The organism is Streptomyces sp. NPDC001530 (genome assembly GCF_042894545.1).
Classification (GTDB): domain Bacteria; phylum Actinomycetota; class Actinomycetes; order Streptomycetales; family Streptomycetaceae; genus Streptomyces.
This window is the reverse complement of record NZ_JBIAVS010000012.1, coordinates 320,149-344,678: the sequence shown is the minus strand read 5'-3', so window position 1 is coordinate 344,678 and position 24,530 is coordinate 320,149. Positions and strand designations below refer to the sequence as shown.

Annotated in this window: 15 protein-coding genes, 1 tRNA gene, 1 pseudogene and 1 riboswitch; of the genes and pseudogenes, 9 read left to right on the top strand and 8 right to left on the bottom strand. The window is 71.8% G+C overall.

The features are described from left to right. Positions 1-336 precede the first annotated feature (336 nt). Entirely contained in the window at positions 337-2,358 is a 2,022-nt protein-coding gene (locus tag ACFY0T_RS26225; RefSeq protein WP_388875112.1) for a sigma-70 family RNA polymerase sigma factor, read from the top strand. Between the two features lie 18 nt (positions 2,359-2,376). On the opposite strand, the gene ACFY0T_RS26220 is transcribed toward ACFY0T_RS26225, so the two are convergent. Next, complete coding sequence (locus ACFY0T_RS26220) at positions 2,377-5,811, bottom strand: BTAD domain-containing putative transcriptional regulator (protein ID WP_388875109.1); 3,435 nt, start codon at positions 5,809-5,811, stop codon at positions 2,377-2,379. 1,165 nt (positions 5,812-6,976) lie between these two features. Continuing rightward, positions 6,977-9,073, bottom strand: a complete 2,097-nt coding sequence (locus ACFY0T_RS26215) for an asparagine synthase-related protein (protein ID WP_388875108.1) — start codon at positions 9,071-9,073, stop codon at positions 6,977-6,979. Positions 9,074-9,980: 907 nt separating this feature from the next. On the opposite strand from ACFY0T_RS26215, the gene ACFY0T_RS26210 reads away from it, so the two are divergent. The 4 genes from ACFY0T_RS26210 (at position 9,981) to ACFY0T_RS26195 (ending at position 15,464) form a co-directional block, all read left to right on the top strand. Then, entirely contained in the window at positions 9,981-11,405 is a 1,425-nt protein-coding gene (locus tag ACFY0T_RS26210) for an MFS transporter (protein ID WP_388875105.1), read from the top strand. Positions 11,406-11,594: 189 nt separating this feature from the next. Further along, positions 11,595-12,800, top strand: coding sequence for an L-2-hydroxyglutarate oxidase (gene lhgO, locus ACFY0T_RS26205; RefSeq protein ID WP_388875102.1), 1,206 nt, complete (start codon positions 11,595-11,597; stop codon positions 12,798-12,800). A 175-nt stretch (positions 12,801-12,975) separates the two neighbouring features. Further along, on the top strand, positions 12,976-13,821 hold the full coding sequence (trmB, locus tag ACFY0T_RS26200; RefSeq protein ID WP_388875099.1) for a tRNA (guanosine(46)-N7)-methyltransferase TrmB: 846 nt from the start codon (positions 12,976-12,978) through the stop codon (positions 13,819-13,821). Positions 13,822-14,084: 263 nt separating this feature from the next. After that, complete coding sequence (locus tag ACFY0T_RS26195) at positions 14,085-15,464, top strand: PrsW family intramembrane metalloprotease (RefSeq protein WP_388875096.1); 1,380 nt, start codon at positions 14,085-14,087, stop codon at positions 15,462-15,464. Positions 15,465-15,733: 269 nt separating this feature from the next. On the opposite strand, the gene ACFY0T_RS26190 is transcribed toward ACFY0T_RS26195, so the two are convergent. The 4 genes from ACFY0T_RS26190 to ACFY0T_RS26175 form a co-directional block, all read right to left on the bottom strand. After that, positions 15,734-16,678, bottom strand: a complete 945-nt coding sequence (locus ACFY0T_RS26190; protein ID WP_388875094.1) for an aldo/keto reductase — start codon at positions 16,676-16,678, stop codon at positions 15,734-15,736. Positions 16,679-16,938: 260 nt separating this feature from the next. Then, positions 16,939-17,976 carry a M23 family metallopeptidase gene (locus tag ACFY0T_RS26185; protein ID WP_388875092.1) on the bottom strand — a complete coding sequence of 346 codons (1,038 nt, stop codon included), beginning with the start codon at positions 17,974-17,976 and terminating at the stop codon, positions 16,939-16,941. Positions 17,977-17,987: 11 nt separating this feature from the next. After that, positions 17,988-18,145: riboswitch (cyclic di-AMP (ydaO/yuaA leader) on the bottom strand. 356 nt (positions 18,146-18,501) lie between these two features. Continuing rightward, a tRNA-Met gene (locus ACFY0T_RS26180) sits at positions 18,502-18,575 on the bottom strand. 108 nt (positions 18,576-18,683) lie between these two features. Next, positions 18,684-19,832, bottom strand: a complete 1,149-nt coding sequence (locus ACFY0T_RS26175) for a dihydrofolate reductase family protein (RefSeq protein WP_388875089.1) — start codon at positions 19,830-19,832, stop codon at positions 18,684-18,686. A 148-nt stretch (positions 19,833-19,980) separates the two neighbouring features. Between ACFY0T_RS26175 and ACFY0T_RS26170 the strand changes: the two genes are divergently transcribed. From ACFY0T_RS26170 to ACFY0T_RS26155, 4 genes and pseudogenes are all read left to right on the top strand, one after another. Further along, positions 19,981-20,499, top strand: coding sequence for a MarR family winged helix-turn-helix transcriptional regulator (locus ACFY0T_RS26170; protein WP_388875086.1), 519 nt, complete (start codon positions 19,981-19,983; stop codon positions 20,497-20,499). A 195-nt stretch (positions 20,500-20,694) separates the two neighbouring features. Next, complete coding sequence (gene ribA / locus ACFY0T_RS26165; RefSeq protein WP_388875083.1) at positions 20,695-21,321, top strand: GTP cyclohydrolase II; 627 nt, start codon at positions 20,695-20,697, stop codon at positions 21,319-21,321. Between the two features lie 312 nt (positions 21,322-21,633). Next, entirely contained in the window at positions 21,634-21,816 is a 183-nt protein-coding gene (locus ACFY0T_RS26160) for a hypothetical protein (RefSeq protein WP_388875187.1), read from the top strand. Between the two features lie 26 nt (positions 21,817-21,842). After that, a pseudogene (locus ACFY0T_RS26155) lies at positions 21,843-22,001 on the top strand (IS481 family transposase); the annotation flags it as partial. Between the two features lie 656 nt (positions 22,002-22,657). Here the strand turns inward: ACFY0T_RS26155 and ACFY0T_RS26150 are convergent. Both ACFY0T_RS26150 and ACFY0T_RS26145 read right to left on the bottom strand, forming a co-directional pair. Then, on the bottom strand, positions 22,658-23,197 hold the full coding sequence (locus ACFY0T_RS26150; RefSeq protein ID WP_388875080.1) for a GNAT family N-acetyltransferase: 540 nt from the start codon (positions 23,195-23,197) through the stop codon (positions 22,658-22,660). A 3-nt stretch (positions 23,198-23,200) separates the two neighbouring features. Further along, positions 23,201-24,472, bottom strand: coding sequence for a hypothetical protein (locus ACFY0T_RS26145; protein ID WP_388875077.1), 1,272 nt, complete (start codon positions 24,470-24,472; stop codon positions 23,201-23,203). Between the last annotated feature and the right edge of the window lie 58 nt (positions 24,473-24,530).

Below are 24,530 nucleotides of genomic sequence, written 5' to 3'. Positions count from 1 at the left end.
CAGGTTTCGCGGGCGTGCCGGGGGTTCCCGGAGTGCCGGGGTTCCCGGAACCCGGAGTAGCGGGCTTTCCCGGAAACACGGGCCGTCCTGGGCGCGGGTGCTGCGCCGCTCGCGTACGGGGTGCCGCCTGGTCACGCCTCAGACATTTCGGATGTAGCGGCAACTGCCTTGCGGGGGTAGTTCGTTGACTGTTCCCCAAACGAGTGACTCCAGTGCTCCCGGGTGGGAAGGCCCCACGGATGAGTGGTTGATCCGTGCTGGGGGCTCCCGCCCCTGAACCGTGTGGCACTCTTTCCCGGTATTCGGGTCCGAGTGTGCAGGCGGGGGCTTTCCGCGATGAGCGTTGACGGGCGGGACGAGTCACTCGGTGACGACGGCGCCGACGGCGGCACAGGAACCGGCGGACTGCCGACGCCGCAGGTACCCAGCCAGGGCGGGCCACAGGGCCGCACCACCCTGGGTGCCGGACCGTCCGGGGGCGCGCCGTCCGGTGGCTCACGGTCCGGTGACTCACCGTCCGGTGCCACGCCTTCCGGCGGCGCATCGTCCGGCGGCGCGCCCGATCACAGCGTTCCGCCGCAGCGCGACCGGCTCCACCGGCGCGAGGGCAGCGCCCTGCCGCCCCCGGGCGATCTGCCGCCGTCGGACGCCGATCTGATCGAGCGGATGCGCGCGGGCGACGACACGGCGTACGAGGAGCTGTACCGGCGCCACGCGGAGGCCGTGCGCCGCTACGCGCGCACCTGCTGCCGGGACGCGCACACGGCGGACGACCTCACCGCCGAGGTGTTCGCCCGCATGCTCCAGGCGGTGCGCCGCGGCAGCGGCCCCGAGCACGCCGTACGCGCGTATCTGCTGACGACCGTCCGCCGGGTGGCCGCGAGCTGGATGAAGTCGGCGAAGCGGGAGCAACTGGTCGACGACTTCGCCGTGTTCGCGGCGCAGGCCGCGCGCACCTACGAGATCTCCGACGACGGCACACTGGACCTGGGCGCCGACGTGCGCGCGATGCACGAGGCCGAGCAGTCCATGGCCATGCAGGCGTTCCGCTCGCTGCCGGAGCGCTGGCAGGCCGTGCTGTGGCACACGGAGGTCGAGGACGAGTCGCCGAGCGAGGTCGCCACGCTCTTCGGGCTCGACGCCAACGGCACGCGTGTCCTCGCCAGCCGCGCCCGCGAGGGCCTCAAGCAGGCCTATCTCCAGGCGCATGTGAGCGCCACGCTCACCAGGGACCAGGAGTGCGCGCGCTACGCCGACCGGCTCGGCGCCTACGCCCGCGGCGGGCTGCGCACGCGTGCCGAGCGCGGGCTGCGCAAGCACTTGGAGGAGTGCGCCAAGTGCAGACTGGCCGCAGGCCAGATCGAGGAAGTCGCCGGCGGGATCCCCGCGGTCGTGCCGGTCGCGGTCATCGGTTGGTTCGGTGCCGCCGGGTACGCGAAGGCCGTCGCGCTCATCGCCGGTGGCGCCGGAGCCGGCGCGGCCGCCGCGGCGGGTGGCAGCTCCGGCGGTGCGAGCGCAGGTGGCGGCGCGGTCGCCTCGGAGGGGATCGGTGCGCCGGTCAAGGCCGGTATCGCGGCGGGTGTCGTCGCGGTGGCCGCCGCGGCGGTGGCACTCGCCCTGGTCGGCAACGACAGCTCGGCCAAGAAGCCCGAGGCCAAACCGGCCACCTCACCAGCCGTCGAAGCGCCGCTGCCGTCACCGAAGCCGCCGAAGAAGGCACCCGCGCCGAAGCCGCCGGTGGTGGCACCCGGACCGAAGCCGCCGGTGGTGGCACCCACCTCGACCCCTACGCCGACGCCCGAGCCCACCCCGAAGCCCACACCCAAGCCGTCCCCCACACCTGCCCCGACGAAGGCCTCGCCCGCCCCGACTCCGACTCCGACTCCGACCCCGACTCCGACCCCTCCCCCTCCCCCTCCCGCACCGGTCGTCTACCAGTGGAGCGAGCTGGAGTACGACGTCAACGGCGACCACACCAAGCCCGAGATGCGGCTCGGCGAGAGCAGCTGGGTGTGGCAGCGCCAGGGGGTGTCGATCGCGAACAATCAGTACGCGCACGGCGTGACCGTCCACGGCCAGTCGTCCGTCACCATCGACCTCAACCGCAGCTGCTCCTCGTACGACGCGATGGCCGGCGTCGACGACCTGACGATGGGCCTCGGCAAGGTGCGCTTCTCGGTGTACGTCGACGGGTCCCTGATGTGGCAGTCGCCGATGCTCAAGGGTGGCGACCGGGCGGTCCCCGTTCATGTGAACCTCACCGGCCACAAGACGAGCCGCCTCGTCGTCGAACCCCACTCGCCGCTCGACTCGGCGGCGCTGGCGGACTGGGCGGAGTCGAGGTTCCTGTGCCAGTGAGTGCGCGTCGACGCGCCGCTACTCGGCGGGGTGCTCCTTCAGTGCCTCGGCCAGGTCCCGCAGGGCGTCGTCCGTGGTGAAGTCCGACCCCGTGGAGCGCTCGGACTCATAGCGGGCGGGGCCGAGGGCCGCCATCGCGGCTGCCTCCGTACGCTCGGCCTCGGCGCGCTCGCGCGCGGGGCGCGGATGGCCCTGGCGCCACCGCGTACCGGCGGCGAGCAGGCGGATCGCGGGCGGGTGCTCGCCGATCTCGGTGAGCAGGCTCGCCGCGACATCAACGAGGCCCGCGGCCACCACATCGGCGCACCGGTCGTCCACCGCCTCCCGCAGGGCGTCGAACAGCTTCCGCAGACCGCGCTCCGGGCCGGACTCGGCGGCCGTGACGAGCGCGTCGATCCAGTTCAGCGCCGCCGTGAACTGCGGGGGCGGGGTGCCTCGGGAGCTCTCCTCGCGCGCCTGCTCGAACAGTTCGCGCGCGAAGGCCACCTCCCCGTCGTCCAGGGCCAACTGGGCACGGAGCAGGCGGACGAACGCCCGGGAGTCCATCACCCCGTACTGGTCGGCCGCCGCGCTCGCCTCGTCCAGAGCGGCCAGCGCCTCGGACCGCTCCCCCGCGCGGTAGGCGATCTCGGCCAGCCGCGCCATGAGGAAGGGCGTCTCGGCATACGCGCCCACCTCGAAGGCGAGCCGCAGCGCCTCCTCGTACTCCCCCTTCGCCGCGTCGAAACGGCTGCGCGCCATGGCCGCCTCACCGGCCGCGCTACACACCTGCGCCCGCATCCACCGGTCGCCCACCCGGCGGCTGAGCACCCGCAGCTCGGCCAGGTCGTCGTCCACGCCGTACAAACCGCCCGGAGCGTCGACGATCATGTGCGCACGGAACATCAGGGAGACGCCGATCTCCCACTCGCCGCCGTACGCACGGCAGTTGGCGACCCACGCGTCCATGGTGGGCCGCATGTCGCGCGAGCCCAGGAAGAAGGCGGCCATCGGCCAGACGAGGCCCGGCATGCGCGCCGCGTCCGGGCCGCCCTCCTCGAAGACGGCCGGCACCCGCCTGATGTACTCCCGCATTCGGCCGTCGTCCCGCTCGTCCGGCGGTTCGACATCCAGCTTCATGAACAGGTGGAGCATGCGCAGCCTCATCCGCATGCTGCGCAGCGGGTGACGCTCGTCGCGACCGGGCGCGTCGAGGAAGGCCTCGACCGGATCGACGGCGGCCAGCTCGGCAAGAAGGGCGTCACCGGCGGCTCCGGCAGACCCGCCCGGGCGAGCGCGCTCGCCCGGCCCCACGGTCGCGCCCCTCTTCTCGCTGGACAGGACGCCAAGGTCGATCGCCGTGCCCAAGCGCAGCACGAGGTCCGTCCACTCCGTGGCCTCACGACGGAAGTTGCGCAGCCACCAGAACCAGCCCATGGCGAGGACGAGGGAGCCGGCCTCCTCCTCGTCACGGCCGACGACCGCGCGGTGGAGGGCCGCCCGGATGTTGTCGAGCTCGGTCTCCAGGCGCCGGATCCAAGGGAGTTGCTCGGCGGAACGCAGCAGCGGCTCGGCCTCCTCGACGAGCGCGCGCACCCACGCGCGGTGGCGCCGCTCGGCCGCGGCGCGCAGCTCGGGGACCTCGGCGGCACGCTCGGAGGCGTACTCATGGATGGTCTCCAGCATCCGATACCGCATGCCACCAGGCCCGTCTCCGTCACCGTCGTACGGGGTGGCGACGATCAGGGACTTGTCGACGAGCGCCCCGACGAGGTCGGCCGCAGGCCTGGTGCACACGGCCTCCGCGGCCGCCAGGTCCCAGCCGCCCGCGAACACGGACGCCTCACGCAGCACGGTCCGCTCCCGCTCGTCGAGCAGGTCCCAGGACCAGTCGACGACGGCGCGCAGGGTCTGCTGGCGGGGCAGCACCGTGCGGCTCCCGGAGGTGAGCAGCCGGAAGCGGTCGTCGAGCCGGTCGGCGATCTGCCGCGGGGTGAGCAACCGCAGCCGGGCGGCGGCCAGCTCGATGGCCAGGGGCAGACCATCGAGTCGCCGACAGATTTCGTCCACGGCCGCGAGGTCGTGGAACGCGGCGTCGCTGTCGGCGTCCGGGCGCACGGCCGACGCCCGCTCCATGAAGAGACGGCGCGCGGGATCGGGCAGCAGGGGTTCGACCGGGCGCACCAACTCGCCGGGCACGCCGAGGGGTTCACGACTGGTGGCGAGGATCGTGAGCCCGGGGCAGCGCGTCAGCAGAGTCTCGGCGAGCTCGGCCGCCGCGCCGATGACATGTTCGCAATTGTCAAGGATCAGGAGTTGGCTGCGCGGGGCGCAGTACTCGACGAGCAGGGCGACCGGGTCGTCCTGCGGCACCGCCATCTCGTTGGTGATCAGCACGGTTTCGCGCAGACCGAGGGCGCTGACCACCGCGCCCGGGACCGCCTCGGGCCGGTCGAGCGGGGCCAACTCGACCAGCCACGCCTGCGGAAGCCCGGTGGCGGCTTCCTCGGCGAGGCGGGTCTTTCCCGAACCACCTGGTCCGGTCAGCGTGACCAGGCGTGCCCTCTGCACATCCGAACGGACGGCGTCGAGTTCGGGTTCCCGGCCGACGAATGAGTTCAGACGCGGACGAATGTTCCCGCTCCGCAGTGCACGGGAGGGCTCTCCCGGCTCGGCGGATGCCGCCGCCGACGCGGCATCCACACGCACGCGGGGCTGAGCCGCCCTCCCCGCCCCATACCCCTGCTCGCTCTCCGGCTGCGGGTCCAGCAACTCCGCGTACAGGGAGCGCAGTTCCGGTCCGGGATCCGCGCCCAGACCGTCCTGCAATCCGCGGCGCACCCCCTCGTACGCGGCCAGGGCATCCGCACGGCGGCCGGCGTCGCGCAGGGCGCGGATGAGCAGAACGTGCAGCCCCTCGTCGTACGGGTGAGCCGTCGTCAGTTCCTTCAGCTCCGGTACGACGTCGGTGGCGCGGCCGAGTCGCAGGTCCGCCTCGATGCGGGTCCGTGTCGCCTCCAGGCGGAGGGCCTCCGGGCGGGTCGCCGCGGCGCGGTCGGGGAGGTCCACGAAGGCGGGGCCGCGCCACAGGGCGAGGGCTTCGCGCAGGCGGTCGGAGGCGGTTGTGGCGTCACCGCGGTCCAGGGCGGCCTTGCCCTCCCCCACCAGCCGCTCGAAGACGAACAGATCCACGTCGTCCTTGGCGGCCCGCAAGCGGTAGCCGCCCGCCTCCGAGGTGACCGTGTCCTTGCCGATGGCTCGGCGCAGGCGGCCGACGAGGGCCTGTAGCGCCGCGGGGGCGTCCAGTGGGGGATCGTCCGCCCACACCTCGTCGATCAGGGTGTCCAGGGCGGTGGTGCGGGTGGGGCGCTGCGCCAGGGCTGCGAGCAGTGCGCGCACGCGGGGGCCGCCCACGGGAACCAGGGCCCCCCGGTCATCCTCCACCTGGGCGACCCCCAGAATCCTGTACCGCACCCACCCATTCTCCCCGTCCCCACTCCCCAGAGCACCGCCTTTCTCCGGCGAGCCTCCCCGGGCAAGCCGCCCTGCCTCCTACCTCGCCGGGCGCGGTGGTGCGGGTGGGTGCGGTTTTTCGCCCCCTCCGCCCCTTCCCCTCCCGCCCCTGGGGACTGCCTCCCCCAGACCCCCGCATCGGCCCGAACGGCCTCGTCCTCAAACGCCGGACGGGCTGAAATGCCTGGGGCCCGGGGGAGGCGGGACAGCGGGGTGGGTGGGTGAGCTGGGTGGGGAGGTGTCGCACCTCGCCTCGGCCTCGAACGCCGGGCGGGCTGGATGACACCGGCGGAGCAGAAGGCGCCAGCGGGGTGGAGGGGGACGGCGCCGTGGACCGGGGGGAGCGGGATGGGTGGGAAATGCGGCCGGGTGGGCGGATGGGCTGCGGTGAGTCGCCTCGGCCGCAAACGCACCACGAGCTGGCTGGTCGGCTGGTCGGTGTCCGCGGAGTGGACGGGGGCAGGCACGGTAAGCGGAACGCACCCGCAGTCGCCGACGCACGGGAGGGGCCGTGCCGGTACATCACATGCCCCGTCGCTTACGTGGTTGCCAGCAAGGGTGAACCGTGGCAGCACCCCGCACTGCGACCGGCGACGGGGCGGATGTACCGGCACGGCCCCGCCCCACCCACCGGCCGGTAGCCAGCAGGCAGAGCCGTGGCAGCACCCCACACAGCGACCAGCGACGGCGCGGATGTACCAGCACGGCCCCGACCCACCCACCGGCTGGTAGCCAGCAGGCAGAGCCGTGGCAGCACCCCACACAGCGACCAGCGACGGCGCGGATGTACCAGCACGGCCCCGCCCCACCCACCAGCCGGTAGCCAGCAGGCAGAGCCGTGGCAGCACCCCACACAGCGACCAGCGACGGCGCGGATGTACCAGCACGGCCCCGCCCCACCCACCGGCCGGTGGCCAGCAGGGGGAGCCGGGGCGCCCCCCGCACTGCGACCGGCGACGGGGCGGATGTACCGGCACGGCCCCGCCCCACCCACCAGCCGGTAGCCAGCAGGCAGAGCCGTGGCAGCACCCCACACTGCGACCGGCGACGGCGCGGATGTACCGGCACGGCCTCGCCCCACCCACCGGCGGCCTGCGCCGCACCCACCACCGAAGGAATGGCCCCGCTACCCCCGCCGAACCGCCCCCGCCCCCAACGCCCGCCCCTGCGGCACGATCCCTGCCGGCACGGCGCGTTGTCGGGCGGGGGTGCCCGTCCAGCAGGTGCCTCGTCGGGCCAGCAGTCGTCGTAGCCACAGCTCGAGGGAGACCAGGTCGGCCAGACCGTCCAGGGGCAGGGGTTCGCCTTCCGCGGCCGCGCGGAGGGCCTTGCGGACGACTCGGGCCTCGACCAGGCCCGCTTGGGCGAGCAGTGGGGTGTCGAACAGCGCGATCAGGGAATCCGCGGCCACCCGCAACCCGGTACGCGCGGCCGCCGCCGAGGACGCGTGGGAGGGCGCGCCCCACCCAGGGGGGAGATCAGCCACCCCCGCCCCCTCCAGCACCGTACGCAGAATCGCCGCCCGAGCCCCGGGCTGCACCCGCAGCGCCTCCGGAAGGTCACGGCACGCGCGTACCACCTGGTTGTCGAGGAACGGCGCGTGCAACCGCTGGAAGCGGATCTCGGCGGCCTGCTCCAGGACGCGCAGGTCCGCCGCATGGCGGGCAAGAGCCGCACGCGCGCGGAAGTCGCCCGGCCGCTGCCCGGGTCCAACCCCGGGCCGCCCCGTCGCCCCCTGCAGGCGAACCGATACTTCAGCCAACGCCTCCCCGGTCAGCCACCGCGCCGCAGGCCCAGGTCTGGCCCAGGTGAGCGCGGCGAGCGACGCCCCCACGGCACCTCCCGGCTCCTCGAACCGCCGGTGCAGCAACCGGTCGGCGAGGACGTCGACACCGGTGCGGTACGGCGTACGGGCCAGCTTGCGCGCCGCGCCGTACACGCGCGCGGGAACCATCACCGACCCGTCCGCCTTCGCCAACGCGGCGACCGGCCGCACGAGGTGACGCCGCTTGCGGTCCATCAGCAGGTCCGCGAGCCGCGCCGGATGCGCGTCCAGGACCTGCCGGGCGCCGTACCCGGTGAAGTGGTCCGCGCTTCCCGAGGAGAGCCGCGCACGGTGCCGGGCAGCGGTCACCAGCGACGGGCCCGGCTCGTCGGTCAGCGGGCCCTCCAAGTCGGCGTAGGGAAGCACCTCTTCGCCCCCGGCGACGACCACATGGTGCAGCCGGGGATTCGCGGCCAGCGTCCCGGCCCGCTCCAACTCGGCCTCCCGCCCGCTGACGGCAAGGTCGTTGAAGGTCACCGCGAGGAGACGCTCACCCGCCCCGGTGCCATGCCCAAGGACCGTCCCGGGCGCCCCGGGAAGCCCCGCCGCCAGCAGCGCCAACGTCCCCGAAGCGGGCCCTCCGGAGAGGTCCGCTCCAATCCCCGGCACCGGCGTCCCCCGCGCAGCGCGCCGCTCGGCCGGCCCCATCCCGGGCACGGGCCCGGGGTCCACATCGGTGCCCGGCACATGGCGCGGTGCGGCGAGACGCGCGCGTACGGCCTCTACGAGGGCGTCACGCACGGCGTCCACGGCGCTCGCGGGGTCGGCCGACGGCGCCGCGACCGCGAGGGAGGCGACCGGCTCGTACCCGGCGATCTCGCGCGCCCCGGCGCGCAGGATGAGCGCGTGCCCCGGCGGGATGCGCCGCACACCTTCGTACGGCGTCGAGTCGTGCACCGCGGCCGGTACGTCGGGGGCGGCGAGCAGGGCCGCCAGGTGCCCGAAGTCGAGGTTCGCCTCGATGAGGTCGGCGAGGGGGAGCGCGGCGGTCGCGTAGGCCGTACCGCCCGCCCAGGGGGTGTAGAACACGGGCCGCGCACCGGCGAGATCACCGCAGACGGTCACGCGCCGGCCTACCTGAACGACCGTCGTATAGCTGCCGGACCAGTTGGTCAGATGCCGAAGTGCCCCTCCGCGCGCGGCGAACAGCCCGACCCGCAGCTCTTCGTCGGAGGCTCCGCAGGTGCCGAGTACGGCGATCCGGTTCTGCGCGTCGGCCTTCACGACGCGCACCTCGTCGGGCCGCCAGTCGCCGACCGCCCAGAGCGGATCGGGGTCGCCCCACAGGAGTTGGGAGCCGACCGGGTGCACGGTCTCGCCGTCGCTTCCGGTGGCGCCCGCCGAGCCGAACTCAGGCGCTCTGGCGGCGGTACTGCTCCACCCCACCAACCATCGCATCGCCGCCTCCACAGGCTGTGGACAACCAGTGCACCGCACGAACTGGGCACCATGCTGCCACGAAGGAAGCGCGCGGGAGGGCCCCTGCGGCGGCTTGCGCTCCCCGAAATGCGCCCCCGTGCGGCAGCCCACGCCGATATGAGGCCGCCGCACAACCGGCATCAACCCCGACGAGCACGCGTCACCGAGCTCAACAAGCAACCGTCACCGAGCCCGACGAGCAACCGATGTCGACCCCGCCGAGCACCCGCCACCGAGCCGACGCACTACCGACGTTGAACCCACGCGCCACCGACATGCCACCAACCTGCCGCCGACGGCGAACCGACCCCCGAGCGGCACCCAGCCGCCCCCTCGGCCAACGCCCAACCACCCCCGGGCCACCTCCGGGTCACCCCCGGGCCGACGCGAATGCGCCCCCGATACGCTCCCCCAAAACCCCCTGCACGCCCTCAACTGACGTGGTAGGAGCCCTAATCGCCCCCGAAAGCCACCGTCGGTTTTCGGCCAAATCGGCTGCGGATGGACAGGAGCGCACACGCTCCGTACAGGCCCTGCGCACCGCTCCGGCAACGCACAGTCCGGGAGGCGGAGTTCGCCTCCCGGACCGGTCCGCCGCCCGCGGGGATGGAGGCGGCGGTGTCCCCCAGCCCACTGGATCCAGTACAGCGGGCCGACCCACGCACGATCCATGGAAGCGCTCCCCCGATGGCCGGAGAAGAGCGCACGGACGGGCGCACGGCCACACAGCGGGAGCACGCCGCAACCGTCCGTACTGTCGTACGGACCACAATCCCGCCATCCGGAAGTACGCCCCTTAACGCTTGGGATTGGGCGAACTACGCTGGGTTTACGAATGCCGCGTGGTTATGCCAGCGCGGCAGCCGTCTGTGTCGAGGGGTGGCGCATGTCCAGGGAGCAACGCGGGCCGAACGAAAAACTCGGCGCCGTTCTCGCCCTCGCGGGAATCAGCAACGCAGGACTCGCACGACGCGTCAACGACCTTGGCGCTCAACGCGGGTTGACTCTTCGCTACGACAAGACGTCGGTGGCGCGCTGGGTGTCGAAGGGAATGGTGCCGCAAGGTGCGGCTCCGCACCTCATCGCGGCCGCCATCGGCCAGAAGCTCGGCCGCCCGGTGCCGCTCCACGAGATCGGCCTGGCGGACGCGGATCCCGCACCGGAAGTGGGCCTCGCCTTCCCCCGTGACGTCGGACAGGCGGTGCGGTCGGCGACGGAGCTGTACCGCCTCGACCTCGCCGGGCGCCGGGCCGGCAGCGGCGGCATCTGGCAGTCGCTCGCGGGATCGTTCGCAGTGAGCGCATACGCAACTCCCGCTTCGCGGTGGCTGATAACCCCGGCCGACAGCTCGGTGGCGCGCGAGGTGAGCCCCGGTGAGGGCTCCGGAGCACCGCTGAAAGTCGGCCACAGCGATGTACAGAAGCTCCGCGAGGCAGCCGAGGACGCCAGGCGCTGGGACTCCAAGTACGGAGGCGGCGACTGGCGTTCGTCGATGGTGCCGGAGTGCTTAAGGGTCGAGGCGGCGCCCTTGCTGCTGGGCTCGTACTCCGACGAAGTCGGAAGGGCGCTCTTCGGGGCCAGTGCCGAACTGACCCGCCTCGCCGGCTGGATGGCCTTCGACACGGGCCAGCAGGAGGCCGCCCAGCGCTACTACATCCAGGCGCTGCGCCTGGCCCGAGCGGCCGCCGACGTGCCCCTGGGGGGCTACGTACTGGCCTCCATGTCCCTCCAGGCCACCTACCGCGGCTTCGGCGACGAGGGCGTCGACCTCGCCCAGGCCGCCCTGGAACGCAACCGCGGCCTCGCCACCGCCCGCACGATGAGCTTCTTCCGCCTCGTCGAGGCACGCGCCCACGCGCGCGCGGGTGACGCCCAGGCGGCCGGCACCGCCCTGCGGGCCGCCGAGGGCTGGCTGGAGCGGGCCCGCGACGGCGACAACGACCCGTCCTGGCTCGGCTTCTACTCCTACGACCGCTTCGCCGCCGACGCGGCCGAGTGCTACCGCGACCTGAAGGCGCCGCGCCAGGTGCGCCGCTTCACCGAGCAGGCGCTGTCGAAGCCGACGGAGGAGTTCGTACGCTCCCACGGGCTGCGCCTGGTGGTGTCGGCGGTCGCCGAGCTGGAGTCGGGCAACCTCGACGCGGCATGCGAGCAGGGCGTACGGGCGGTGGAGGTCGCGGGGCGCATCTCCTCCGCGCGCACCACCGAGTACGTGAAGGATCTCCTGCACCGGCTGGAGCCGTACGGCGACGAACCGCGCGTGGTCGAGCTGCGGGAGCGCGCACGGCCGCTGCTTATGGCTCCCGCGTAAGCGCTCCGCTTGGGGGCCGGGTTTCACACGCCGGTTCGGCGTCTGCGGGCCGTCTGTGCCTGGTCACGCCCACGCGGCGGAGCCGCACAATGTCACAGCCCCGCGCCCCTGACGGGGGCGCGGCCCGCTCCCGGGTTTGAAGGCATTGTCAGTGGCGCAGTGCACTATCGAAGTCGGGAGGTGGAGCAGGTGCGGAGCGTGTATGACTGCGATGTGCTGGTGATCGGCGGCGGGATCGTCGGCCTGTCGACGGCGTATGCGATCACGCGCGCGGCGCCGGGCACGCGGGTGACGGTGCTGGAGAAGGAGCAGGCTCCCGCCCTGCACCAGACGGGGCGCAACAGCGGGGTGATCCACAGCGGGATCTACTACCGCCCAGGCTCCCTGAAGGCGCGGTACGCGGTGCGGGGCGCCGCCGAGATGGTCAAGTTCTGCGCGGAGTACGGCATCGCGCACGCCGTCACCGGCAAGCTGATCGTCGCCACGGACAAGGCCGAGCTGCCCCGGCTGCACGCCCTGGTCCAGCGCGGCCGGGAGAACGGCATTCCGGTACGGGAGCTGGGACCGGCCCAGATAGCGGAGTACGAGCCGCAGGTGCGCGGACTCGCCGCCATCCACGTCGGCACGACCGGGATCTGCGACTTCGTCGCGGTGGCCCGGCAGCTCGCGGAGTCCTCCGGGGCCGAGATCCGGTACGGGGCGGAGGTCGTCCGCGTCGACCGGCGCCCCGGCCTCGGCGCCGCCGTCCGTACGGCCGACGGTGCAGTCGTCCGCGGGCGCGTGCTGGTCAATTGCGCGGGGCTGCACTGCGACGAGATCGCGCGGCTCGCCGGGGACGACCCCGGAATGCGGATCGTGCCCTTCCGGGGTGAGTACTACTCGCTGGCGCGACCCGAGCTGGTGCACGGGCTCGTCTATCCGGTGCCGGACCCCGCCTTCCCCTTCCTCGGGGTGCATCTCACCCGGGGGATCGACGGGGATGTGCACATCGGGCCCAACGCGGTGCCTGCGCTGGCGCGCGAAGGGTACGGGTGGGGGGTCGTCCGCCCCCGGGAGCTGGGCGCGACGCTGGCCTGGCCCGGATCCTGGCGGATCGCTCGGCGTCACTGGCGGTACGGGACCGGGGAGCTGCGGCGGTCGCTGTCGAAGCCGGCGTTCACCTCGGCGGTGCGGCGGCTGCTGCCGGCGGTGACGCCGGACGACCTGTTGCCTGCCCCGGCCGGGGTTCGTGCGCAGGCCGTCCTGCGTGACGGCACGCTGGTGGACGACTTCCTGATCCGGGAGGGGCCGCGGACGGTGCACGTACTCAACGCGCCTTCGCCCGCCGCTACGGCTTCGCTGCCGATTGGCAGAGAGGTTGCCCGCAGGGCGCTGGCCGCGCTGGCGCGGGCGTGAGGTTTCTCCGCCCCGGACCCCGCTCCTCAAACGCCGGAGGGACTGATTTTTCAGCCCGTCCGGCGTTTGAGGACGAGCGCGAGGCGCGATACGGGGTCTGGGGGGGCGGACCCCCCCAGGTATGGGATGGGTAGGGGCGGAGGGGCGAAGAAACCGCCGTAAAATCGACCCCACTGTGTCTGACTTCCCTGACTCCGTCGAAGAGCCGCAGCTCGCCTCCCCGGCCGGGGCCTCGCTGCGTCACACCCGTGCCAAGGGGGAGCCCCGGTTCCCCGACGGACCGAAGGCGGACCCTGCCGGTTCGCACTTCGAGCGGCGGATCCGGAGTTTTCAGCCGCGGCGGAGCCGGGTGACGGCCGGGCAGGCGGACGCGCTGCAGCGGCTGTGGCCCAAGTGGGGGCTGGACATCGACGGGCAGCGGACGATCGATCTGGCGGAGTTGTTCGGCAGTGACCTGCCCGTCGTGCTCGAGATCGGGTTCGGGATGGGCGAGGCCACCGCGCAGATGGCCGCCGAGGACCCGGAGACCGGGATCCTCGCCGTCGACGTGCACACGCCGGGGCAGGGCAACCTGCTCAATCTCGCCGACCGGAGCGGACTGTCCAACATCCGGGTCGGCAACGGCGACGCGATCATCCTGCTCAGGGAGATGCTCCCGCCCGAGTCCCTCAGCGGGCTGCGCGTGTATTTCCCCGACCCCTGGCCCAAGAAGCGGCACCACAAGCGGCGGCTGATCCAGCCGGAGTTCCTCAGCCTCGTCGCGACCCGCCTCAAGCCGGGCGCCCTCGTGCACTGCGCGACCGACTGGGAGCCATACGCAGAACAGATGCTCGAAGTGCTGAACGCGCACCCGGACTTCGAGAACACCCAGCCCGACGGCGGTTACGCGCCACGTCCCGACTTCCGGCCGCTGACCCGTTTCGAGGGCCAGGGACTGGACAAGGGTCATGTGGTGAACGACCTGCTGTTCCGGCGCGTACAGCACCTCGTAGACCACCCGGACCAGCATGCGAAGCAGTGACCGAACCAACCATCCGGTAGCACCGGATCAACCACCCGGCTAGCACCGGACCAACCACCCGGGCAGCTCCGGACCAACCACCCGGGCAGCAATCGGACCAGCAGTCCGGCGACGGCCAAGGCTGCCGCGCTGAAGCCTCGCTGAGGCTCTCGCTGAAACCCGCGGGAGTCTCTCGGGCGTCTCTTCGGCGGCTCTCGGGAACCCCCCCGGGCGGCACCAGGCGCCGTCGCGGGCTGCGCCCCTTCCTCGTTAGGGTCAAAGCCGTGGCCACCTGTCCCCCGTACCCGACGCACCCCAGCGGCCCCACCGGCGGTGCGCCGCTGCGGCACGCCCACTGGTGGCAGCGCAGATGGGTGCGGTACGGCGCGCTGATCACCCTGCTCGCCATGTCCGGGCTCGTCATCCTCGCCCTCGTCCGCGAACAGACCGGCACCGAGGGCTTTCTGGTGGGCCTCGGCCTCGCCGTGTTCCCCGTGCCGCTCCTCATAGCCGCCTTCCGGTGGCTGGACCGGGTCGAACCCGGCCCCTGGCGGAACCTGATCTTCTCCTTCGCCTGGGGAGCCTGCGCGGCCGCGCTCATCGCGATCGTCGCGAACAGTTTCGCGACCAGATGGATAGCGACCGCGACCGCGGATCCGTCCCACGCCAACACCCTCGGCGCGACCGTCATAGCGCCCATCGTCGAGGAGTCCGCGAAGGCGGCGGCCGTCCTGCTGGTCTTCCTCTTCCGCAGACGGGACTTCACCGGGATCGTCGACGGGGTGGTGATAGCCGGGGTCACCGCCACCGGCTTCGCGTTCACCGAGAACATCCTCTACCTCGGCACCGCATTCGGCACCGACCAGCTCAGCGGCGAGCGCGGGCTCGCGTCCGTGACCGCCGCGACCTTCTTCGTCCGCGTGGTGATGTCGCCCTTCGCGCACCCACTGTTCACCGTGCTGACCGGCATCGGCTTCGGCATCGCCGCGCTGTCCGCCGAGCGCCAGCATCTGCGCCGCGTCCTGCTCCCCCTCGGCGGGCTGCTGCTCGCCATGGGCATGCACTCCGCGTGGAACGGCTCGTCGAACTTCGGGGAGTACGGTTTCTTCGCGGTGTACGCGGCGTTCATGGTGCCCGCGTTCGGGCTGCTCACCTGGCTGGCCGTCTGGACCCGGCAGCGGGAGCTGCGCACCATCCGCTCGGAACTGCCCGCGTACGCCGTCGCCGGGTGGCTGACCGCGACGGAGCCGTACGTCCTCGGCTCGATGCGGGCGCGGCGGCTCGCCCGCGAGTGGGCCGGCCATCACTTCGGGAAGGGTGCGGCTCGCTCGGTCGCGGAGTACGAGGCGTACGCGACCTCGCTGGCGTTCCTGCGTCACCGGGGGCGGCGGGGGCGGGCGGGTGCCGACTTCGTCGTACGGGAGCGGGAGTTGCTCGATGAGCTGTGGCGGCGGCGGGAGGTTGCTCGGCCGGCGCTGGCGTACGCCGCGCGGGCGACGGCTCCGGTGCTCGCGTATCCGCAGCCGTGGCCCGCGTACGGGTACGTGAGCCACGCCCAACCGTATGGGCCCGCCCAACCGACCGGGCCCGGCCAGCCGCACGGGCCCGGCCGGCTCTACGGGCCTGCGGCGCCGTATCCCGCGTACAACCCGTACCGCTCGTAGTTTTTCGCCCCCTCCGCCCCTACCCGTCCCGTACCTGGGGCTCCGCCCCAGACTCCCGTATCGCGCTTCGCGCTCGTCCTCAAACGCCGGACGGGCTGAAACTTCCCCCGGGCCGGCGCTGGAAAGTCCTTAGCCCGTCCGGCGTATGAGGACGAGGCCGTCAAGGCCGATGGGGGTCCAGGGGGCGGAGCCCCTTGGCGGGGGTTTGGGGGTGGAGCCCCCAAGGGACGGGAATGGGTAGGGGCGGCGGGGGCGAAAACACTCGGCGGTTACGCCGACGCCTCCGTCAGCTTCGTCAGCTCCGCGGCCGTAAGGGCCAGGTCCGCCACCCCGAGCAGCGCCGGCAGCTGCTCAACGGTCCGCGCGGAAGCGATCGGCGCCGCGACCGTCGGCTGGGCGGCGAGCCAGGCGAGGGCGACCGTGGCGATCGGGGCGTCATGGGCCTGGGCGACCTCGTCGAGGGCGGCAAGGACCTTCCGGCCACGCTCCGTCTCCAGGTGCTTGCCGGCGCCCTGCGCACGCGCACTGTCGACCGTCGCACCCGGGCGGTACTTGCCGGTGAGGAACCCGGACGCGAGGGCGTAGTACGGGACGGCCGCTAGGCCGGAGCGTGAGGCGACGTCCCGAAGAGCGCCCTCGTAGGTGTCGCGCGAGACGAGGTTGTAGTGCGGCTGAAGGGCGACGTAGCGCGCGAGGCCCTCGCGGTCGGAGAACTCCAGGGACTCCTGGAGCCGCTCGGGCGAGATGTTGGAGGCGGCGATGTGCCGCACCTTGCCCGCCTTCACCAGCTCGTCGAGCGCACCGATGATCTCCTCGACCGGCACCTCCGGCTTGTCGAAGTGCGTGTAGTAGAGGTCGATGTAATCGGTGTCCAGACGGCGCAGGGACGCGTCGGCCGCGGCCTTGATGTTGGCACCGGACAGCCCCGGGTACTCGGGGTGCTGGCTGACCTTGGTGGCCACCACGACGTCCGAACGGTTGCCGCGGGCCTTGAGCCACTTGCCGATGATGGTCTCGGACTCACCGCCCTTGTTGCCCTCGATCCACGCCGAGTACGAGTCGGCGGTGTCGACGAAGTTGCCGCCGACGGCCGTGTACGCGTCGAGCACAGCGAAGGACTGGGCCTCATCGGCGGTCCAGCCGAAGACGTTGCCGCCGAGGGAGAGCGGGAAGACCTCGAGGTCGGAGGAACCGAGCTTGCGCAGAGAAGTCATGGTCGAATCCAACGCCGTACCGGATTCATGAATTCCGCAAACGCCTGACCGGCAGCCCTGACGTCGGGGGGGTGTCGTCAGGACCGCCGGGGATCAGAAGAGAACCGGGCCGGGTTCGAAGAGAGTCGGCCTCAGAGGGTTGAGGCCAGCGTCGACTCAACGCTTTGAGGCGAGCATCAACTCAGGGGGCTGAAGCCGAGAGCCGGCTCAGGAGCTGGGGCGAGAGCCGGCTGGCTCAGGGGTTCGAGGCGAGCGTCGGCTCAGGGGGTGAGGCCCTTGCTGCGCAGCCACGCCATCGGGTCGATCGCGTCCCCGCCGTCGGGGTGGACCTCCAGGTGCAGATGCGGCCCGGTGACATTGCCGGTCGCGCCCACGCGCCCGATGACGTCACCCGTGGTGACCTTCTGCCCGACGCTGACTCCGATCGACGACTGGTGGTTGTACCACAGCTCCGTGCCGTCCTCGAGGGTGAGGATCGTGCGGTAACCGTACGCGCCGGCCCAGCCCGCCTCCGTGATGGTGCCGCTGTGGATCGCCTTGAGCAGCGTGCCGGTGGGCGCGGCGAAGTCCAGGCCGGTGTGGTAGCCCGAGGACCACATGGAGCCGGCCTGCCCGAAGGTCGACGTGATCGTGTACGAGGAGGTGGGCAGCGAGTAGCTCTTGGCGAGTTCGGCGAGGCGCTCCGCCTCGGCCTTCGCCTTGGCCTCCTCCTCCGCCTTCTTCTTGGCGGCGGCGGCCTTGGCCTCTGCCTCGTCCTGCTCCTTGGCGGCGAGCGCGACGGCCTGCTTCGCGGCGGCGGCCTCGGCGGCCTCCTGGGCGGCGCTGTCGACCTGGTCCTGCTGCGACTCGGCCTGCTGCATGATGCGGGCGCGCAGGGCCTCGCCCGCGTCCGTGCTGCCCTGCGCGGCGTCGGCGCTGGTCAGACCGGCGCTGGTGAGCGGGGTGGCGGAACCCTTGGGTGCGCTGGATTCGGCGTCGGATATCAGGGCCTTGGCGGAGTCGGTGACCGACGACAGGTCGGGCAGCGAGATCGACACCGGAGGCTTGCCGGGCGCCGCGGTGGCCATGCCGCCCGCGCCGACAGCGGCGATGACGCCTACGCCGAGAACCGTGGAGCTGCGGGCGAGTCCTCCGCCGCGCTGCTTGCTGACGCGGTGCCGGCCGCGAACGGGACGGACGGAATCCTCGGTGGGATTCCACTCCTCCCAGGGACCCTCGTCGTTGCCGTACGCGTAGCCGAAGGGCTGGGTGTCGTTCGGCGCGAACGAGGTTTGCTGGGCAGGCCGGTTGGACGCCACGTGGGCGCGCTCCTTTCCTTCCTTCTCGCCTACCGGGTTAGCTGACGGGTTCGGAGCAGGAAGGTCTCCTACGCGCGTCAACCACGGTTTGTTCCACCGTGGAAGACGCTCGATTCACCCCAAGTTGGTGGTTCCCCGGCTCCCTTGCGGGATTCGGCGCGTGCGCACGGAGCCGCCTCTTGTGACGGCTGGGACGACCGCGCTGCGTTATCGAACGTTAATAGACGCGGGTACCGGATTCCAAGCTGTTCGGACTGATCATTAACGCTTTTGGCCAGGACTTACGGGTCACCAGCGGCGAAAAACGGGCGAGTTGACCACGCCTCATAAACATCCACTCAACTAACGGTGCGTCAGTTGTTATGCGGAGGGGCACCGTCCGATCACCCCAGGTGATAACGATCAAGAACGCTGGACAGGGGCCCTCAACAGCACCGTCACCGCCCGGTCGCACCCGGGCGGTGACGGCCGGGAAACACCAAGGGCCGGAACTCGTGAATCCGAGTTCCGGCCCTTGGCCTTCAGTAGCGGGGACAGGATTTGAACCTGCGACCTCTGGGTTATGAGCCCAGCGAGCTACCGAGCTGCTCCACCCCGCGTCGTTGAAACCAGTGTACGCCATTCGCGGGACCCAAAGCACACACGTTTAAACGCACCCCCGCGCAGACACTTCGCAGGCACTCCACAGGCACTCCCAAGCAAGGGATTTATCCCAGAAGGTGCCGATTGGGCGCCTTGGCCCGCTCCTCGTACTCCGGGAGTACGACCACGTCGGCGCCCGCGGCCGCGAGGAGCGCGTTCCCGTCGGCCCCGGCGACGAACGTGTCGGGCTCACGCCACGCGGTGACCACCCGTCGCACACCCGCGTCGAGGATCAGCCGGGCGCACGGCGCCGGCCGCGAGGCCCGCCGGGCACAGGGCTCCAGGCTGCTGTACACCGTGGCGGAGCCGAGGCGCGGATCGGCGGGGTCGATCTTGGCGAGCGCCGCCTCCTCGGCATGGACCACAAAGTCGCCGCCCTCACGGGAGTGTCCCCGCGCCAGTTCGGTCCCGTCGGCGGCCACCACCACCGCGCCCACGCTGAACGCGGTCTCCGAGGGCGGACACAGCTCCGCCAGCTCGCACGCGAGCGCCAGCCAGTGCCGGTCCGCGGCGGAGGCGAGCGCCCCGGCGCCGGGTGCGGTGGGGACGTACCGGATGAGGACGACGTCCCCGACGGGCCGTGTCTCCACCAGCCGCATGCGCCCGGGGGGATACGCCCCCGGCCCGAAGAGCCGCGGCGCGTCCGGCTCGCCGACGAACAGTGGCGCGACGGCGAGCTGCAGTTCGTCCGCGAGCCCCTCGCGCATCAGCTGGGTGTGCACCCGCCCGCCGCCTTCGACCATGAGGCGGCGCACACCGCGTACGTCATGGAGGTGTTCCAGCAGCACCCGCCAGTCGAGTTCGGCCCCCGTGGACACCAGCTCGACGCCGAGCCCGTCGTCCAGCCCGCGCAGGGCATCGGCCGCCCTGGCCGCCCCCTTGTCCGTCGTGTAGACGACCTTCTCGCCGCCCGTGTGCCAGAACTGCGCCGCCGGGTCCAGGTCGCCGGATCCGCTGACGGTGACCTTCAGCGGGTACTCGGGGCGCCCGGCGGCGACCCGCGCCGCGCGCCGCTCGGCCGAGTTGACCAGGAGCCGCGGGTTGTCCGAGCGGATCGTGCCCGCGCCGACCAGGATCGCGTCGCTGGAGGCCCGTACCTCGTCGACCCGGTCGAAGTCGGCCGGGCTCGAGAGCAGCAGCCGCTCGGGACCGGTGTCGTCCAGGAAGCCGTCGAGGGAGACGGCGGCGGACAACAGGACGTAGGGATGGGGCATGGGGGCGGACCCTCCAGCTCTCGCAGGTTCGACTGGACGACTCGGTACGGCTCGATCCGTACGACTCGGTACGACTCGGACGACGTGACATGACTCAGCGAATGAAGTCCTAGTGGTTCAATTTTTAAACAATACCTAGACTGTACGCATGACGACCCGCTGGCTCTCCCCCGCCGAACAGCGCGCCTGGCGCTCGTACGTCGCCGCCTCCTCGCTCCTGGAGGACACCATCGACCGCCAGCTCCAGGCGGAGGCGGGCATGCCCCACCTTTACTACTCCATCCTGGCCATGCTGTCCGAGGCGCCGGACCGGCGGCTGCGGATGACCGAGCTCGCCGAGATCCTGAAGATCACCCGCAGCCGGCTGACGTACGCGGTGACGCGGCTGGAGAAGGACGGCACGGTACGGCGCGAGGGCTGCCCCACCGACAAGCGGGGCCATGTCGCCATCCTCACGGACGAAGGCATGGCCATCCTGGAGCGGACGGCGCCAGGGCATGCGGAGACGGTGCGGTCGGCGGTCTTCAACCATCTGACCCCCGAGCAGGTGGGGCAGTTGGAGGAGATCTGCGAGAGCATCGCGCGGGCGATCCAGGGCGAAGATCCCGGGGTCGGCGGGGAAGATCTGCCGTGGCGGCGACGTTCTTCTTCGCAGTGCGCACAGTGAGGCGCTTGTCCGCAGTGCGCACAGTGAGGCACTGCAGCGACCGCAGCGACCGCAGCGAGGCGCTGACCGCGTGATCCGCGAGACACCGTAAAAGCTATTGCTTGAACTTTGAAGCATCGGGTACGGTCTCCGTCCGAGGGTGTGCTTCAAATCTGAAGCACCATCTCGTACGCACCCGCTGGACGGAGAGACAACATGCGCGACTACCCCACCGCCACCGTGCGCACCCGCGTCCGCGTGCCCCTGCGCTTCGGCGACGGCTACTCCGTCGACGCGGAGCTGGTCACCTTCCACGGCCTCGCCGACGGCAAGGAACACCTGGCCGTCGTCCTCGGCGAGCCCGGCGCCAACCCGCTGGTGCGGCTGCACTCCGAGTGCCTGACCGGCGACGTCTTCGGCTCGGCCCGCTGCGACTGCGGCCCGCAGCTGCGCGAGGCGGTGGAGCAGATCGCACAGCGGGGCGGCGTGCTGCTGTACCTCCGCCAGGAGGGCCGCGGCATCGGCCTCTACAACAAGCTCGACGCGTACGCCCTCCAGGACCAAGGCCTCGACACCTACGCCGCCAACGCCGCGCTGGGCCTGCCCGAGGACGACCGCGACTACACGGCCGCCGCCCAGATGCTCCAGGCCCTCGGCATCGACTCCCTGGACCTGCTCTCCAACAACCCCGACAAGGCCGACCAGCTCCGCGACCTCGGCATCACGGTCTCCCACCGCGTCCCGACCGGCGTCTTCACCACGGCCCACAACGTCCGCTACCTCCGCGCGAAGGTCCTCCAGACCCACCACACCCTCCCGCTCCCGGAACTCACCGCGGGCTGACACCCCCGCCGTTCTCGCCACAACGACAACAGCGCCCCATCCGACCTGAGTCGGGTGGGGCGCTGTACTCGGTAGACCCTGTGGGACTCGAACGAGCAGTGGCCGAGCAGAAAGGCCCGCCACCTGGGTGACGGGGCGGCCTTTCATATCCAGGTCAGCTCTACGCCGGGGCCTGCCCGTTGTTCCGGCAAGACGTCTTGCGCGCTCGCCATCGTCCTCGGCGTCGCCCTCGACCCCGCCGCCGAACTGAGGATCCACGAGCTGAAAGGCTCCGGCGACCTCGACTCCGTCAAGCCCATCTGCCACCGCTACGTGTCCGGCGACGAAGACGAGGACCTGGAGGCTGGCCTGTCCGGGCTGCGCTCCGGGATCGCCGAGTACCAGCGGCGCGCCAAGTTCATCGAGTCCCTGCCCGCCAGCCACGTCCCAGAGGGCCGCCGCGTCACCCGCGCGCTCGCCGAGAAGTACCCCCGAGCAGCAGCTCGGCCCCCGTAGCCCTCGACAGCCCTGGTACGCAGTACAGGACGTCGCCATCCTCGCCGCCAAACGCAGGCAGGCCAAGGCGGCTTGACCGCAGGTCAGGCGCCCGCCCCTACCGCAGCGAACAGGAACGACGCGACGCCTTCCCGCAGTGGCTGCACACCTACAATCACCACCGCGGACACACTGCGCTGAAAGGCGGCGACCTCCTCGACCCAGCCAACGCCCGCTCGGCGCACCGGAAGTGCAACAGCGCCAGGGGCAGCAGGATGGCGCCGCGGCCGCAGCAGCGAGCCTCACGGGACTGGCGACGCAGCGTGCTGTACGTCGTCACCGGCCCGCCGGCCGCGGGCAAGTCCAGCTGGATCAAGGCGCACGCCATGGCGGTCGAGGACTTGGACGACCGGGCCAGAGTGCCGGTACCCGTCCCTGGGCCGCGGGGGCCCAAGGGCGATCCCCGGAAGCCTGCCCCCACCATCATCCCGTCGCCCGGCGCGTCCGGGGCGCCCGGCCGGGACGGCGCAGACGCCACAGCGCCCGGCCCCTCGGGACCGCCCGGCCCGCCGGGGGCAGACTCCACCGTCCCGGGGCCGAGCGGTCCACCGGGCAGGGATGGGAGCGACGGCGCCGACGGTCGCGACGGGCAGACCTGCCCCGACGGCTACCACCTCGAGGTCCCGTCCTACGACCCGGACGCGCTCGTCTGCCACAAGGACGGCGCACCGCAGCCCGACGACCCCGGGAACGGGAATGGTCCGCTCGCTGCAGGACTCGACCCTCCCGCCGCGAGTACGCGTGAAGACGCCCCCTGCACGGTCATGACAGCCGCGCAGGGCGCGCTTCGTCATGTCCGGGGTCAGTGCAGGTTCAGCACCATCGCGTCGTACAGGGGCGCGTCCGTGAAGGGCTGCACCTCGCCGAACCACTCGTAGCCCCACGTCTCGTACAGGCCGCGGACCTTCGGATGGTCGCGCTCAACGAGGAGCGTCACCCGTTCCTCGGGCCGGCTGCGCAAAAGCTCGTCGTGGATCTGATGCGCCACGCCCGTACCGCGGAGCTTCTCGACGACCATCAGCTCGGACAGGGCGAATGTGCGGGCGCCAGTCTCGACGATCGCACCGTCGGGCACCGGGGTGAGCAGTCCGTTCCACCATCGGGTGTCAGCAGGCAGCGTGCAGCCGTAGGCGTAGCCGATCGGGGTGTCGTCGAGATAGCCGACGACCGCAGCGAAGCCGGGCACTTCCGTATTCCAGCCGAGCCGCTCGTCGAACCGCTCGATGCTGTGGAACTCCTCGCCGAGCCGGTCCGCGTAGATCTCCGCGTACACATCGAGGAGTTCGTGCCGAACATCAGCAAGGCCCGTCGCGTCCCTGCGTTCCAGCCGCAGCCCGTCCATGCTTCACGCTCCTGTCTGGCGTGTCTGCTCGAGGAAATCGGCCGCCGCGTGCACGTGCGCGAAGCGCCGCAGGTCCCGCCGCAGATCGCCGAGCTTCCCCTGAATCCGTTCACTCTGAACCCGCCCTGCGATCGCGATCGCCTGCCCGGCCTCGGTGACCGCCTGCTCGATGTCCCCGCCGTCGAGAAGCGCCTGCGCTCGCTGCGCCGTGTAATACACCCGGTTGCGCTCGAAGCGCGGCTCCAGCATGCCCAGGGCCGCGCCGGTGAGTTGCTGCGCCCGCTCGTAGCGGCCGAGGGCCTGGTGTGCGGCCCCGGCAAGGCCTGTCAGTTCCGCAGGGGTCAGGAACGACAGCCAGGCTGCGGGCTCGCCCTGCGCACGGTCATAGGCCGTCTCAGCGCGGGCCAGGGAACGTTCGGCGCGAGTGCGGTCCCCAGTGCGCGCATGCCCGACGGCCTGGCGACAGTGGAGCAGCGCCATCAGCCACGGATCGCCCTTGGCCTGGCGGGTCTCGACTGCGGCCCGGCCGATGCGCAGCGCCTCCTGATCACGGTCGAGGAGACGGGCCTGCATCGCCAGGTTGGACCACACCCGCGCCTGCAGCATGCCGTCCCCGGCGAGCATGCCGTGCTGCAACGCCTCGTTGTACAGGCCGGTCGCCTCCGCCTGCCTGCCCGCGTCGTAGGCGAACCAGCCGGCGGACGCGGCAAGATCCCCCGTAGCGGCGTACAGGGCACGCTCGACACGCTCCCCGTAGGTGCAGTGGTTGAGCGCATGGTGGACGTGCCTGAGGGCCTGCGCGGCGACCTCGTGCAGGGCGCCCCCGCCGAGGGCGTGATCGTGGGTGTACAAGGCGGGGACGATACCGCGGATCCGCTCGACGTCACTCGTACCGAGACGGCCGGCCGAGGGGATGGCGTCCAGGCCTAGGGCGGTGGCCAGGCCAACCGCGATGAACTCCCGTCGTCTCACAGGGCGCTGCTCCTTCACGGCCGCCGGCCGCCGAGGCGGGGCTAGTACGCGTGAGGACTTGCGCGGGACGAAACCCATGGCCTCCGGGCCGCGTCCGAAGATCTCTTGAAGGGGAAGAAGGTAGCTGGCCCACGGCCATTGCACGTCCCCGGCGATCCACCGCCGCACATGCCGGTCGGTGCAGTTGTTGGCCTTGCCGAACATGTCCTCGGCCGTCCGGTTCACCTCGTCGGCCAGCCGCTGATGCGTGAACCCGAACTCGGCGAGCAGCGCCTCAAGCTGGACGTTCCGTTGTCTGGCCACGACCGTGCCCCCTCGTGCACCTGCGTCCCTCGACGGTAGCGCTCCCGCCGCTGCCCGC

Coding starts and splice junctions, on each gene's coding strand:
- ACFY0T_RS26190 (WP_388875094.1), bottom strand. CDS start 16,678: ATGACTTCTCTGCGCAAGCTCGGTTCCTCCGACCTCGAGGTCTTCCCG.
- ACFY0T_RS26210 (WP_388875105.1), top strand. CDS start 9,981: ATGTCCAGGGAGCAACGCGGGCCGAACGAAAAACTCGGCGCCGTTCTC.
- ACFY0T_RS26225 (WP_388875112.1), top strand. CDS start 337: ATGAGCGTTGACGGGCGGGACGAGTCACTCGGTGACGACGGCGCCGAC.
- ACFY0T_RS26175 (WP_388875089.1), bottom strand. CDS start 19,832: ATGCCCCATCCCTACGTCCTGTTGTCCGCCGCCGTCTCCCTCGACGGC.
- ACFY0T_RS26150 (WP_388875080.1), bottom strand. CDS start 23,197: ATGGACGGGCTGCGGCTGGAACGCAGGGACGCGACGGGCCTTGCTGAT.
- ACFY0T_RS26215 (WP_388875108.1), bottom strand. CDS start 9,073: ATGCGATGGTTGGTGGGGTGGAGCAGTACCGCCGCCAGAGCGCCTGAG.
- ACFY0T_RS26170 (WP_388875086.1), top strand. CDS start 19,981: ATGACGACCCGCTGGCTCTCCCCCGCCGAACAGCGCGCCTGGCGCTCG.
- ribA (WP_388875083.1), top strand. CDS start 20,695: ATGCGCGACTACCCCACCGCCACCGTGCGCACCCGCGTCCGCGTGCCC.